This window comes from Marinobacter nitratireducens, from assembly GCF_000708045.1.
GTDB classification, from domain to species: domain Bacteria; phylum Pseudomonadota; class Gammaproteobacteria; order Pseudomonadales; family Oleiphilaceae; genus Marinobacter; species Marinobacter nitratireducens.
In genome coordinates this window covers 478,433-492,943 of sequence record NZ_ANIE01000005.1, presented here as the reverse complement: position 1 = coordinate 492,943, position 14,511 = coordinate 478,433, and the positions used below count along the sequence as shown (strand labels likewise).

The window sequence follows — 14,511 nt, the reverse complement described above, 5'->3', positions numbered from 1 at the left end:
TGGTAATACACGATCAGCATGCTTAGGGCCTGCGCAAACTCCGATGAGAGAAGTTTGCATGGTAAGTAGGCAAAACATACAATGGCCGGCTTTCCAATTATCACAGGACTGTTGCTTATGCAGCCGCTTGTAGGACTCATCATGGGCTCCAAATCGGACTGGCCCACAATGGAACACGCCGCCATTATGCTTGAAAAACTCGGCGTGCCCTACGAAACCAAGGTGGTCTCCGCCCACCGGACCCCGGACCTGCTTTTTGACTACGCAAAAACCGCCTCTGATCGCGGCCTGAAAGTCATCATCGCCGGTGCCGGCGGCGCTGCCCATCTGCCGGGTATGGTTGCGTCCCAGACTGCCCTGCCCGTTCTGGGTGTTCCAGTCCAGTCCAAGGCCCTGAATGGCCTTGATTCGCTGCTCTCCATTGTCCAGATGCCAGGTGGCATTGCCGTGGGTACCCTGGCCATCGGGAAAGCCGGAGCGACCAACGCCGGCCTGCTTGCTGCACAGATTATCGGCACGTCTGACGAAAACGTTCAAAAAGCCGTTGAAGAGTTCCGGGCAACCCAGACCCAGACCGTTTTGGACAACCCTGATCCTAGCGATCAGTAAGCGACAATCCCTCCGGCTTCGGGGGCAGAAGTGTGTGGGGCCTGGCCGCCAAAACCCGCTCGAGCACATCCATGTGTCGCTTGATTCGGGCCATCCATGGCCCTCAACAGTTTTGACGGCCAGGCCCCACACACTTCACAGACTTTTGAACCAGGCCTTCCGATGGCAAAATCATAGCTCCGGTGAGCGTGATGTGTATCACGCGGCTCAAACGAGGCTTGCACCCCAGCTAGCCGAGCGAATTGGGGAACGCTTTCCAAAACTGTGCGGAGCCATGGATGGCGCAGCCCAAGCGCCAAATGGATGTGCTGCAAGGAGCGTGTTTTGGAAAGCGTTCCCCAATTCGCTCACCCACTAAGTTAATTGCCCGTAAAAGGCAGGAGAACACAAATGAGAATTGGTGTACTAGGCGCCGGCCAACTGGGACGCATGCTGGCCCTCGCCGGATACCCTCTGGCCAAGACCTTTGTTTTCTATGACATGTCCGGAAGCCCGAGTGCCGGGCTGGGCGAGGTTATCATCGACCGGGAAGGAAAATACCTCGACGACTTCCTGTCCCGTGTTGACCGGGTCACCTACGAATTCGAGCATCTTCCCGTTGAAGTGGCGGAAAAACTGGCAAAGGAAAAGCCGGTTCATCCCTGCCCCCGTGCACTGCAAGTCTGTCAGAATCGTGAAGCTGAGAAGACCCTGTTTGGCGAGCTTGGCATCCCCACGCCAGACTGGAAAATCGCAGACAGCGCCGAGTCCCTGAAAGCCGCAGCCGAGGAGCTGGGCTGCCCGGTGGTCGCCAAGTCAATCACCGAGGGTTACGACGGCAAGGGACAGGCCGTGCTGAAAAGTCCGGACGAAGCCGAGGCCGGCTGGGAGAGCATTGGTCACCCACGCGTCATCGTTGAGAAGTTTGTTAACTTCCACCGGGAAGTTTCCATCATTGCTGTTCGCGCGGAAGATGGCGATGTTGCGTTTTATCCCATGGCCGAAAACACCCACCACGAAGGCATCCTGCGCTACTCCATTGCTCCGGCTCCCGGCCTGGCAAAGCATGTCCAGGAAGATGCCGAGCGCTATATCAAGGCACTCCTGAACGAGCTGAATTACGTCGGCGTGCTGACGCTCGAACTGTTCGAAACCAGCGAAGGCCTCGTCGCTAACGAAATGGCTCCCCGGGTGCACAACTCCGGTCACTGGTCTATCGAAGGCGCCATGACCAGCCAGTTCGAAAATCACATTCGCGCCGTGAGCGGCCACCCCCTGGGTAATGTCGACGCTCGTGGTCTAAGCTGTATGATCAATATCATTGGTGAGCATGGCGACATCGATCGCATCCTGGAGCTCCCCTATGCACACGTACACTTGTACAACAAGGGAGAACGCCCCGGACGCAAACTCGGGCATGTGAACATTCTGGCGGACAGTTATGAAGAGCTCGTCTGGCGGGTACGGAACTGCGCCCAGTTCCTGCCCGGCAGTCCCGAGTTTAAAAGTTCTTTGACAGCAAAGGGTTGATTTAACTCAAACTGACCTTATATTGCTGGAACGTACATCCACATAAACAGAGAGACAGGGAGAACGACCTCATGGCATTTGAACTTCCCGCACTGCCTTACGAAAAGAACGCACTTGAACCGCATATCTCTCAGGAAACACTCGAGTACCATTACGGCAAACACCACAACACCTACGTGACCAAGCTGAACGGCCTGGTTGAAGGTACCGACAATGCCAACAAGTCCCTGGAAGACATCATCAAGAGCGCCAGTGGTCCGCTGTTCAATAACGCTGCACAGATCTGGAACCACACCTTCTACTGGCACTGCCTGAGCCCGAACGGTGGCGGTGAGCCTACCGGCGCAGCCAAGGACGCTATCGAGAAGGCCTTCGGTTCTTTCGAAGCGTTCAAGAAAGAGTTCAATGACAAGGCAGCCAACAACTTTGGTTCTGGCTGGACCTGGCTGGTTAAAAAGGCCGACGGCAGCGTTGCCATCGCCAACACCAGCAACGCGGAGACCCCGCTGACGGGTGCAGACAAGCCGGTACTGACCGTTGATGTATGGGAGCACGCCTACTACATCGACTACCGCAACTCCCGCCCGAACTACCTGGAAGCTTTCTGGAATCTGGTCAACTGGGATTTCGTTAACGAAAACCTGGCCTGATCGATTGCCGTTCAAGCTTTTTCGGCAGTCACTCACGGCTGCCATCAAAACGCCCGCTACTTAGCGGGCGTTTTTATTTCTGTCAGAAATTCAACTCCTTACAATTTGATACACCCCAGATCTTCATTCTGTGAAAAAATCGCCGATACACAGTGAAGTTGCGCCATCTGTGGACCATACTTAGAGCCATTGTGTACTGCATAATCCCAACAACGGTTCCAATTGTGCGAACATAGCTTTCTCAAGGATCGGAAGACTCTCGGGCCTGAATGCATAACTCTTTCAATGTTGAACATCGACTTGGCTACCGAATCCTCGCATGGATTTTGACTGTAGCCCTCATCAGCGGCGTGATTGTCAGCGCCGTTCAGGTCGTGCTGGACGCCCGCAGGGTATCCAGCGATCTGGACAGCCAGGCTGCGCAAACCATAGCCATGGTGAAAGATGCAGCCACGCAGGCTGTATTCAGCATCGATGATGAACTGGCCCAGCAGGTTGTTGATGGGCTGTTCGCCCGGGAAGCACTGCACAGTGCCCGCATCACTCACCCTGACGGTGAACCGCTCGGCAGCCGGACCCGAGCCCTTCAAGACGACTTCTTCCGACCACTGACTGACCCTATTTTTGGCAGCGAGCGCACTTTTCGTACACCACTGACCCGAGACGCCAACTCAAGCGCAATCTACGGCTACTTAAACGTCGGGTACGACACAGCCCCCCTTGCTCGCGTGTGGCTCAATCGTGCCACCGTTACGTTTATGTCGGTCATTGCCACAGCGCTTATCCTCGGAATGGTGCTGTTCTATGTGTTCCACCTGCTCCTCACCCGCCCGCTACTTCGCATCGTGCATTCTGTTAAACAGGTCGACCCGGCCCATCCCGATGATCGGCTGGTTCCCATACCTCCGGGACATGACCGCGATGAGCTTGGCCTATGGGTGAATGCGACCAACAACCTCCTGGTCGCCATTGGCGACAGCCAGAAACGACACCAGGAAGCCGAAGATCGGGTAAGCCGGCTGTCCCGGTATGACCAACTCACAGGCTTGCCCAGCCGCGATACGTTCATGGAACTGCTCGAGCGGGATATTGCTGACGCGAAAGAGCGTAACCATGCCTTGTCACTCAGCGTCATTGGAATCGACGACTTCAAGTCCGTAAACGAACAGTGCGGTTTTCGCGTTGGTGACCTGATTCTCCAGACCGTTGCCGATCGCCTGACCTCCAAGCTTGGCAGCACGCGCTTCACCTTTGCCAGGCTTGGAAGCGATCAATTTGTTGTCGTCGAGCGGGGCCTGCGCGATGGATTTCAGGCCGCAGACACCACCGAACGTATGCTGGAATACATTGGCAAGCCGATGATGGTGGAAAACCAGACGATTGCTGTCACCGCAACCATTGGGGTCGCACTGTATCCGTCAGATGCTCAGCTGCCAGACCGGCTGCTTCAGAGCGCCGAGCAGACGATGATGCTCGCCAAACAGAACGGCCGGGCCTACTTCCAGTTTTATGTCGCCAGCATCGATCAGGAGATTCGGGACCGAAAACAACTTGAGAAGGATCTGTCCCAGGCTCTCACCAATCATCAGTTCCATCTGGTTTATCAACCACAGATCAATCTTGAAACAAAGCGGGTCATCGGCGCCGAAGCCCTGTTACGCTGGGAGCATCCCGAACGGGGCCTGGTACCACCGGATTATTTCATTCCGGTGGCGGAATCGAACGGCTCCATTGTTGAAATCGGCCAATGGGTTCTTGACCAGGCATGCTGGCAAGCCGCACGCTGGTCCGATGAGGGCACGCCACTCAGAATTGCCGTCAACCTTTCAGCGGTTCAACTCCGCCAGCCATCGATCGTGAACGACATACTGGAAACGCTGGCGCGCCATAACATCCCGGCCGGGCGTTTGGAGCTGGAAGTCACCGAAACCAGTTTTATGACCAACCTGAGTGATGCGGTCGAGAAACTCCATCGTCTCAATCGCGCCGGCATCAGCATTGCCGTGGACGATTTTGGCACCGGCTATTCATCGCTGACTTACCTGAAGCAGATGCCGGTGCAACACCTGAAGATCGACAAACAGTTTATTCGCGACTTGCTGGTTAACGAGGAAGATACCCGGATAGCCAACACCATTATTGATCTCGGCAGGAGCCTCAACCTGTCGGTTGTCGCAGAGGGTGTCGAAACTGCCGAGCAGGAGTATTACCTGAGCCAGAGAGGCTGCAAGCTGGCCCAAGGCTATTATTTCAGCCGACCGCTGCCATCGAAAGAATTTGAGACTTTTGTTAAGGGTTTCCACCAGAAATTCGTAGAAAATAACGTCTGATCTAACCCCCCTTCAGAGGAGTGACCATGGGCACTACCGTTATCGGTTTGATTGTTATTGCCGTTGTCGTGTTTTACCTGGTATCGATCTACAACCGCCTGGTTTCACTGAGAAACCAGTTCAAGAATGGCTTTGCCCAGATCGACGTCCAGTTACAACGCCGCCACGACCTGATCCCGAATCTGGTGGAATCCGCAAAAGCGTATCTGGACCATGAAAAGTCCACCCTTACCCAGGTAATGGAAGCGCGAAATAACGCCGTCAGCGCCCAGAAGGACGCTGCGAAAGACCCCGGAGATGGCACCAAGATCCAGCGCCTGGGCAGTGCCGAGAATCTGCTGACCAAAGCCCTCGCGAATTTCTACGCAGTTGCCGAAAACTACCCGGAACTGAAAGCCAATGAAACCATCCAGCAACTGATGGAAGAGCTTTCCAGCACCGAAAACCGAGTTGCGTTTGCCCGCCAGGCCTACAACGACTCGGTCATGGGCTACAACACCTTCCGCGAGCAGTTCCCCAACAATATTCTTGCGGGCATGTTTGCATTCAAGGAGACCGCCCAGCTGGAGCTCGAATCTCCAGAAGCCCGCCAGGCACCCAAAGTGGCCTTCTGAGGCCCTGAAGCATGGCACATACCGGTTTTTTCCAGCGCCAGGCAAACGCCCGGCGCAAAACCAGCCTGCTGGTTTTTCTCTTTCTCTCGGCAGTGGTCCTCATTACCCTCGCCGTCTGCGTTGTCGGCTACCTGTTTACCCGCAGCGAATCGACAAACCTGGCCTTTCACTACTGGCTGTTGTCGGATCACGGCCTGATGACCTCTGGCGCTGTTGTCGCTCTGATAGCCATTGGCTCCCTGGTGCGCTGGATTGATCTTGCAGGCGGTGGAGAGCGGGTTGCCAAAATGGTTGGCGCACGCCCCATCGATCCGGATACCCGGGATTCAGATGAACGAAAGCTGCGCAACATAGTCGAAGAAATGGCCATCGCCAGTGGCGTCCCCGTTCCTGACCTGTTCATCATGGACAACGAAACCGGAATCAACGCCTTCGTGGCCGGTTATACTCCGGGCGAGGCTGTCATGGTCGTCACCCATGGCGCCATCACCCAGTTGACCCGGGACGAGCTTCAGGGCGTGGTCGGCCACGAATTCAGCCACATATTCAATGGCGATATGAAAATCAATGTCCGACTGATCGCTCTTCTTGCGGGCATCCTGATGATTGGCCAGGTCGGCGCCTTTCTGCTTAGGGCAAGCTTCTTCAGTCGTCACCGTTCTTCACGGTCATCCCGCGATGGCCGTTCACAGGCCGCATTCGGAGCCATCGGATTGGCGCTGTTTCTGATCGGCTACGTCGGTGTTTTCTTTGGTCGCCTTATTCAGGCGGCCGTTTCACGCCAGCGCGAGATGCTTGCAGATGCTTCCTCTGTGCAGTTCACGCGGAATCCAGAAGGCATTGCCGGCGCGCTTTTCAAGATCGGATTCAAAGGCGGATACCTGGACACAACCAGCCATGCCAGTGACATGAACCATATGTGCTTTGGCGAAAGCACCCGCATGAAGTTCACCTCACTCCTCGCGTCCCACCCCCCGATCGAAGACCGAATCAACAGTATTCAACCCGGGATGCTGGCGCGCTTGCGAAGTCGGTTACGAGACACGGAACCTGACGGCAACCTCCGCCATTCCGTGAATGCGCCTGAGGCCGGCATCGCGGCAGGTTTCGCCGATATCGCCAAAGACATCTACCAACCAGCGACGAAACACCGGACATCCCCCCTGGCCTCACCACCGGAACCGGCCCCCTTGTCCGAAAAGGTGGGTACTGTCAGTTCCCAGGGTGAGGACTTTGCGGTTCGCTTTCTTCAGCAGTTGCCATCCACGTTCCGAAACCTCTTGTACACGCGCGCAGGTGCGATTCAGCTGTGTTACGCCATGCTGATCAGTGAACTCCCATCTGAGGAGCAGCAGGAGCGCCTGAGCATAATCCCGCCACACCCATTGCTCAGCCCGGAAACAGAGCTTCTCGGGAAACTGATCCCGGGTCTTCGGAGTATTGGCGAGGGCGTGCGTTTCCCTGCCCTGGAGTTGGCCATGCCCGCTCTGAGAAAGCTCGACCCGGAAGAGCGGGCGGGACTGATGAATAATGTCCAGAAACTGGTTGCGGCCGACAATCGGGTAACACTGTTCGAACTGGCGCTCACCACCTTTCTCACAAGGCACCTCTCCGAGACAGCAGGCCATTCCGTTGCAGTGAAGTATCGTAGCTACCGACGTGTCCTGCCGGCGTTGAAGCGGCTACTGACCCTGATGGCGCGAGCTGGCACAACCAATTCGGCCGAAGCTGAAGAGCTATACCGGCAGGCTATGGCGGGTTTTAAAGATACCAGAGGGAAAGATCAGGCGGTGCTTGAAAAAGTCACCATGCGCCAGCTGAGGGAGGCCTTGCAGGTACTGAACGGACTCTCGCCACTGCTTAAGCCAGCCGTTATCGATGCCTGCGGCCACTGCATTCTGCACGACGGCAAAGTGGAGGTTCGTGAATATGAACTGATGCGGCTGGTGGCGGACCAGCTGGATTGCCCGATGCCGCCACTGGCCTGCTGAATCAACGCAGTTCGTTGCGACTCCGTGAATCAAACAGCACATCCACGTCCGGAGCCTTTTCGGGTTCCGGTAGCCCCAGCTTCTCGCGGATGTTCAAGTTCACTTCCCAAAGTTCGTTGAACTTGTCGGAGGTGGTCCCAATGGCTTCCGTCTTACCGAGCATGATCGTCGGCTTGAGGAACACCAGAAGGTTTCGCTTCACACGGGTTTCCGATTCAGATGAGAACAGGCGCCCGATAAAGGGAATGTCGCCGAGCAGAGGCACTTTGCTTTTGTTGACGGTGTAGTCATCGCGGATCAGTCCGCCTAGTACGATGGTTTCGCCATCATCCGCCAGTACCGTTGTCTTGATCTCACGCTTGTTCGTCACAATGTCCGAGGCGTCATCAATGCTGTCGGTGACGTTTTCCGTTGTCTGCTCAACCACCAGACGCACCAGTCCGTCCGCACTGATGGTGGGGGTCACCTTGAGGGTCAGACCAATATCGCGCCGCTCGATGGTGGTAAACGGATTGGTGGTGCCGTCGCCGGTAACCGTCGACTGCCCCGTCCGGAACGGGACGTTCTGCCCCACGATGATTTCCGATTCCTGATTATCAAGCGTAATGATGCTCGGGGTTGAAAGCAGATTGGCCGCCGCAGAGGAGGACAAAGCCTGCAGCAAAACGCCCCAGGTAATGCCGTCTTCATTCCGCTGGCCCGCGCCAATCGTGATACCACCGGTCGCTGGAGCGATCACGGAGTCCGATACGATAGCTCCCAGCACATCCCCAAGACTTCTGCCAACATTTCCGAAATTGGTGCCCAGAACCGGAGTGGAGCTTCCGGATTCGTCACCAACCGCAACCTGGACCCCAAGATCTTCACCAAGCTCGTCACTGATCTCAACAATCGCGGCTTCAATCAGCACCTGTGCACGGCGAACATCCAGCTGCCCCACAATCAATTCCGCCTCTTGCATCAGGGACGGCTCACCGCGAACCACAAGGGCATTCAATCCTTCATCCGCAAACACGGCGAAGTTGCTGTTGGGCTTGGAACCCGCCGCCCCGCCACCGGAACCGCCAGCGGCGCTTTCTTTGACAAGCTCGCCCATCACGCCTTTCAGAATTTCCGTGAGATTCTTGGCATCGGCATGCTTCAGACGAATCACTTTGGTGGTGCCGCCGGTTGCGGACGGCTGGTCAAGCTGACGGATCAGCCCACGCATCTTGTCGCGGAAGGTCTGGTCACCGCGAAGAATCAGGCGATTGCTCCGCTCATCGGCCGTCACACTATACTTACGCGCGGCATTCTCGCCGCCTGCCCGACCCAGCTCATCCGGTGCCAGCTCCTGCAACAGCGTTACCATGTCGCCCACCCAGGCTTCATCAAGCTGGATCACTTCAACCTCATACTTAGAGGGGCTATCGAGCTCACGCACGATCTGTTCAATGCGCTGAATATTGGCAGAATGATCGCTGACGATCAGGGCATTAGCCGCCGCGACACCGGCAAGGTGACCGTATTTGGCCACGAGGGGCCGAAGGATGGGGACGAGCTCAAGCGCATTCGCGTTGTCGATCTGAATAACCCGCGTAATCAATTGCTCAGAGGGGGTGGAGTCAAACCGTGACAACGACTCTGCCGATTGCTTCGCATCGACCTGCTGAACGATCTTGATGACCTCTTCGCCGGGAATGGCGGTAAAACCATGAACGTTAAGCACAGCCAGGAACAAATCGTAAATCTCGTTCTTGTTCATGGGCGCGCTGGACAGAACCGTCACCTTGCCCTTGACCCGGGGGTCGACCACAAAACTGTATCCGGTGATGTCTGCCACCTGCGTCACAAAGGCCCGAATGTCCGCATCCTTGAGATTGAGCCTCCAGGTTTCCTCCTGCCCGTATGCCAGCGACATCATTGGCAGCAGAATAAGCAACGCGATGGCCCGAAAAACGTTCGTCTTGTGGTTATACATCTGGCGATTTCGTCCTGTATCGATGAACCCGGTCAGCGCCACTGCTCGGGTATGGCATAACTTACTGTGAGGATGCTTCCGTCACGCTCGATCTCTATGTCCAGCCGGGTCTGGTCACGCCAGCTCTCCAGCAGGGACTTGTCCTGTTCAATATCACCCAGCCTCTGGCCGTTGATGGCGGTAATGACATCTCCGGCCTGCAGGTTAACCGCATTCAACATGGCGTTGGAACCGTCGTAAACATAGCCACTGCCTTCGGCCGGGCTCAACCCAAAGGTATTCAGTGCGGCCACCCCTTCACTGTCCAGGCGAGCTTTCGCATTCTCGAGGAATGCGTCTGGTGATGCGCCCACAGGTTGCTGCTCCACTTCTGCAACCAGACCTTCCGATTCCTTTTCCTCGAAGGTTAGAGACTCGTAGCGCCCCCCGCGACGAATCAGTATACGAGTCGCTTCTACCTCAGCCAGTTCTGCATTGCCGGGCAGTTTGTCGCCCACACGGTAATAAGCTGTTTCGCCATTACTTCCAGCAACTATAGCACCGGAGTCTTCCGGGCGCTGTCCCACCAGCACACCTTCAAGCTTCAGTCGCAAGCCTGTTTCCGGCGCAGACCGCTTGACCACCTCCGCCACCGTTCCGGTGCGCTCGGGCCGTCCGAAAAAGTCGTAACTGGCCATGGGGTAAGCGGCTCCGCCGGCCGATGTACCAGATTGCCCGCCCGAACTTACCGGCGCCACCGGTACGGAACGCTCCTGCCAGGCAATCATCCAGGTCACCCGGGCGGAAACAACAGCCAGGTAAACGACTAGCCCCAGCAAAAGGACGTTGGCCAGTGTACGGGCCAATCGTGTTTGCGCTCCTGTGCTCACCCGCGACACCCTACAGCCCTCCCGGCAGTAATGGCTGTCGAACCCGGAACACAATATCCGAGGGTTGAGCCGAATCCGGCCACGGTTGCCCGGCCAGGTCGACCATACGCTTGTAGACGCGCACTTCCATCATGCCGTTCCATAGCAGGTTTGCATCAGCGGCCGGCCCCTCGCCACCCTGCTCCGACACTGTAACCTCGACACCACCGGCCGTGGTATCCATAATGGCCTGCATCGGTGGGAACACCGCCTGGCCAGTCTGATTTCCCATGGGCCAGGAGACAGCTCCACCGGCCCACTTGCCAATGCCCTCTGCACGGGACAGTTTTTGATCCGCCCAGGCGATATTGAGCCGGTCAATGGAGACATCGCCCTTGATCATCGCGCCGCCACTTTGACGGATGAGATCTTCAAATTCTGCAACGGCAACCGTGCCCCTGGCATTGAGCTCTCCACTCATGGGCCAGGCAACGGTCACATTTCCCTGGAGTGATGACTGCGACGTTGCCACGGAGAGCGCCAGGGGCAATGACAATTCCGTTACGGACGGCCATCCAAGCTGCCAGTCAAAACGCACAGGATAGCCCGCAACTACAACCCCCGCGGCTCCATCCCAAACCGTTCCCGATACCTGGTTCACCTGCACCTGGCGGGGCAAAGGAACCTGGGCAGACGCCTGATGCCAGAGCCATCCCGCTGGTACGAGAACGATGAGTGCAAACAGATAGACGAGTGCCGCAAGCAGGACAAGGAGAACTACCTTGCCGGGGCGAAGAAACGATTTTGGTGCAGCGTCACTCATTCAGGTTTTACACAGTAAATGGACCGGAATCCGAGTCTAACAAAGGCATCCTGCAAGTTCATGACAAAAAAACAAAAAACCCCGCGCCGGTGTGAACCAGCACGGGGTTTTTCAGGGTAGATCGGGCCAGGCCTCAATAATTGAGACCTGATCGGGATCTGGCCGGCATTACATCATGCCGCCCATGCCTCCCATTCCGCCCATGCCACCCATGTCCGGCATACCGCCGGCAGCAGCACCTTCTTCCTGCGGCTCATCCGCAACCATCGCCTCAGTGGTGATGATCAGGGAGGCAACAGAAGCAGCCGCCTGCAGGGAGGAACGAGTTACCTTGGCAGGGTCCAGGATACCCATTTCCAGCATGTCGCCGTACTGCTCGGTCGCGGCATTGAAGCCGAACGAGCCTTCACCTTCACGTACCTTGGCAACCACTACAGAAGACTCACCGCCCGCGTTGAATACGATCTGACGCAGAGGCGCTTCCATGGCACGACGCAGGATGTTTACACCGGCCTTCTGCTCTTCGTTGATCGCGTCAACGCTTTCCAGAGCAGCAATAGCGCGGATCAGAGTCACGCCACCACCAGCAACGATGCCTTCTTCAACGGCAGCGCGAGTGGAGTGCAGCGCGTCTTCAACACGGGCCTTCTTCTCTTTCATTTCCACTTCAGAGCCAGCGCCCACCTTGATGACGGCAACACCGCCTGCCAGCTTGGCGACACGCTCCTGCAGCTTCTCCTTGTCGTAATCGGAGGAGCTTTCTTCGATCTGCTTGCGGATCTGCTCAACGCGAGCCTGGATGTCCGCCTCGGCACCCACACCGCCGATGATGGTGGTGTTTTCTTTGGTGACGTTAACACGCTTGGCGGTACCCAGATCGTCCAGAGTGGTGTTCTCGAGGGACAGACCGACTTCCTCGGAAATCACAGTACCACCGGTCAGGATAGCGATGTCCTGCAGCATTTCCTTGCGACGATCACCGAAGCCAGGCGCCTTAACAGCGTTAACCTTGACGATGCCACGCATATTGTTAACCACCAGGGTCGCAAGCGCTTCGCCTTCGATGTCCTCAGCGATGATCTGCAGCGGTTTGCCAGCCTTGGCAACGGCTTCCAGAACCGGCAGCAGCTCACGGATGTTGGAGATCTTCTTGTCCACCAGCAGGATGAACGGATCGTCCAGCTCGGCAGACATGTTGTCCTGGTTGTTGATGAAGTACGGGCTCAGGTAACCACGGTCGAACTGCATACCTTCAACCACGTCCAGCTCGTCTTCCAGGCCACGGCCTTCTTCAACGGTGATAACACCTTCTTTACCTACGCGCTCCATGGCGTCGGCAATGATCTTACCGATGGTCTCGTCACCGTTGGCGGAGATGGTACCAACCTGAGCAATGTTGCGGTTGTCGTCGCAAGGCTTGGCCATTTCACGGATCGCCTGAACCGCTACAGCGGTGCCCTTGTCGATGCCGCGCTTCAGGTCCATCGGGTTCATGCCCGCAGTCACGGCCTTGATGCCTTCGTTCACGATGGCCTGGGCCAGAACGGTTGCAGTGGTAGTACCGTCACCGGCGGTTTCGTTGGCCTGGGAAGCAACTTCCTTGACCATCTGAGCGCCCATGTTTTCGAACTTGTCGCTCAGCTCGATTTCCTTGGCAACGGATACGCCATCTTTGGTTACGTTCGGAGCGCCGAAGGACTTCTCCAGAACCACGTTGCGGCCTTTGGGGCCCAGGGTAACCTTGACGGCGTCAGCCAGAATGTTGACACCTGCGACCATGCGCTTACGCGCGCTATCACCGAATTTTACGTCTTTTGCTGCCATGTCTTTGATTCCTGTTCGTTAAGCCGAAATATCGTCTATCGGTTTAATGAAAAAGTGTGCCGATCGCTACGAGATCACTCGATCACGCCGAAGATGTCGTTCTCGCTCATGATGAGCAGCTCTTCACCGTCGATTTTTACGGTGTTACCGGCGTACTGACCAAAGACCACGGTGTCACCCACCTTGACCGCCAGTGCCTGGGTTTCTCCGTTATCCAGCACGCGGCCGTTGCCGACGGCGATCACTTCACCCTGAGAAGGTTTTTCTTTGGCTGCACCTGGCAGCACGATGCCACCCGCAGTCTTCTCTTCTTCTTCCTTACGGCGCACGACTACACGATCGTGAAGCGGACGAATTTTCATTGCTCGGTTTCTCCAATAGCCAGATTAATGTGGCAATGACAGTTCATGTTAAAACGGCCGGCCCGGAGGCCCGGTACCGACACCAGTGCCCGGCCGCATAAGCGGCTGATTTTCAGCCGTTATCCGCCCGTGGCAAACTTGTGAAAACTAAATGGGGTTGGCGTAGGTGTTTTCAACACCCCGGAAGAAAATTTTTTTACTTTTTTTCGATCCGATCGCGATCGGACTCGGTCTGATCCTGGTACTCGCCTTCAATGATGTCGCCGTTGCTGTCGCGGTCAAAAGGACTCTGGCGACCAAAGGGATGCTCCCGTCCGCCAAACGGATCCTGACCAAAAGGCCCTTGCCCTCCGCCGGCACGGAAGTGGAAACTGCTACTCTGGCCCGCGACCACCATACGCTTCAGCGCCTGCGCCGCCATGATATGGCGGGTGCCCGGCAGCAGGCACAGGAAACCGACGGTGTCGGTAATAAAGCCCGGGGTCAGCAAAAGAGCGCCGCCAACGGCCAGAATCAGGCCTTCCGCAACTTCTTTGGCCGGCAGTTCACCGCTGTTCAGCCTTTCGTTGGCTCTTAACAGCGTTGCCAACCCCTGCTGGCGCAAAAACCAGGCGCCTATAACCGCGGTCAGAAACACCAGCCCCACAGTGTTCAACACCCCGATCATGCCGCCAACCTGAATCAACACGGCCATCTCGGCAATCGGCATTACGATAAACAGAAAAAGAAAAATTCCCATCAGGCCCTCGCGGTCTGAATTTGAATGTAGGAAGGTCTGGTATACTCCCGGGCCTTCAAATGACAAAGATGGCTCGCACAGAGCTCGACGCGTTGCCGGTGCATCCCCTCCGTGGAATGTTGGAGGCCAAGGATGGCCGGAAACAAGCGTACATGGACGTACTCGCAGCGGTTCCACGGAGGGGATGCACCGGCAACGCCGACTCCCATGCAGAAGCCAACGCTAGAACACTGGGCACGCAGCAAACGTAAA

Annotated in this window: 13 protein-coding genes; 7 read left to right on the top strand and 6 right to left on the bottom strand. The window is 56.6% G+C overall.

Annotated features, from left to right (window positions below; all coding sequences use genetic code 11):
• Positions 1-117: 117 nt before the first annotated feature.
• The 6 genes from purE (at position 118) to D777_RS09300 (ending at position 7,703) form a co-directional block, all read left to right on the top strand.
• Positions 118-609 carry a 5-(carboxyamino)imidazole ribonucleotide mutase gene (gene purE, locus D777_RS09325; protein WP_036131007.1) on the top strand — a complete coding sequence of 164 codons (492 nt, stop codon included), beginning with the start codon at positions 118-120 and terminating at the stop codon, positions 607-609.
• Positions 610-999: 390 nt separating this feature from the next.
• Positions 1,000-2,118 carry a 5-(carboxyamino)imidazole ribonucleotide synthase gene (locus D777_RS09320; RefSeq protein ID WP_036131005.1) on the top strand — a complete coding sequence of 373 codons (1,119 nt, stop codon included), beginning with the start codon at positions 1,000-1,002 and terminating at the stop codon, positions 2,116-2,118.
• Positions 2,119-2,189: 71 nt separating this feature from the next.
• Positions 2,190-2,768, top strand: a complete 579-nt coding sequence (locus tag D777_RS09315) for a superoxide dismutase (RefSeq protein WP_036131002.1) — start codon at positions 2,190-2,192, stop codon at positions 2,766-2,768.
• A gap of 326 nt (positions 2,769-3,094) precedes the next feature.
• Entirely contained in the window at positions 3,095-5,098 is a 2,004-nt protein-coding gene (locus tag D777_RS09310; protein ID WP_227501722.1) for a putative bifunctional diguanylate cyclase/phosphodiesterase, read from the top strand.
• A gap of 26 nt (positions 5,099-5,124) precedes the next feature.
• On the top strand, positions 5,125-5,712 hold the full coding sequence (locus tag D777_RS09305; protein WP_036130996.1) for a LemA family protein: 588 nt from the start codon (positions 5,125-5,127) through the stop codon (positions 5,710-5,712).
• Between the two features lie 11 nt (positions 5,713-5,723).
• On the top strand, positions 5,724-7,703 hold the full coding sequence (locus D777_RS09300; RefSeq protein ID WP_036130993.1) for a M48 family metallopeptidase: 1,980 nt from the start codon (positions 5,724-5,726) through the stop codon (positions 7,701-7,703).
• 1 nt (position 7,704) lies between these two features.
• On the opposite strand, the gene gspD is transcribed toward D777_RS09300, so the two are convergent.
• The 6 genes from gspD to D777_RS09270 form a co-directional block, all read right to left on the bottom strand.
• Positions 7,705-9,663, bottom strand: a complete 1,959-nt coding sequence (gspD, locus tag D777_RS09295; protein ID WP_036131317.1) for a type II secretion system secretin GspD — start codon at positions 9,661-9,663, stop codon at positions 7,705-7,707.
• Positions 9,664-9,695: 32 nt separating this feature from the next.
• Positions 9,696-10,541 carry a type II secretion system protein N gene (locus D777_RS09290; RefSeq protein ID WP_036130991.1) on the bottom strand — a complete coding sequence of 282 codons (846 nt, stop codon included), beginning with the start codon at positions 10,539-10,541 and terminating at the stop codon, positions 9,696-9,698.
• 1 nt (position 10,542) lies between these two features.
• Positions 10,543-11,334 (bottom strand): type II secretion system protein N, encoded by a 792-nt coding sequence (gspN, locus tag D777_RS09285; RefSeq protein WP_036130988.1) that lies wholly within the window; start codon positions 11,332-11,334, stop codon positions 10,543-10,545.
• Positions 11,335-11,502: 168 nt separating this feature from the next.
• Positions 11,503-13,158, bottom strand: a complete 1,656-nt coding sequence (gene groL, locus D777_RS09280) for a chaperonin GroEL (protein ID WP_036130985.1) — start codon at positions 13,156-13,158, stop codon at positions 11,503-11,505.
• Positions 13,159-13,232: 74 nt separating this feature from the next.
• Positions 13,233-13,520 (bottom strand): co-chaperone GroES, encoded by a 288-nt coding sequence (gene groES / locus D777_RS09275; protein ID WP_036130983.1) that lies wholly within the window; start codon positions 13,518-13,520, stop codon positions 13,233-13,235.
• Positions 13,521-13,716: 196 nt separating this feature from the next.
• Positions 13,717-14,259 (bottom strand): FxsA family protein, encoded by a 543-nt coding sequence (locus D777_RS09270; protein ID WP_036130981.1) that lies wholly within the window; start codon positions 14,257-14,259, stop codon positions 13,717-13,719.
• A gap of 59 nt (positions 14,260-14,318) precedes the next feature.
• Here D777_RS09270 and D777_RS09265 point away from each other — a divergent pair, with 59 nt between their 5' ends.
• Entirely contained in the window at positions 14,319-14,510 is a 192-nt protein-coding gene (locus D777_RS09265; protein WP_036130978.1) for a hypothetical protein, read from the top strand.
• The last annotated feature ends 1 nt before the right edge of the window (position 14,511 follow it).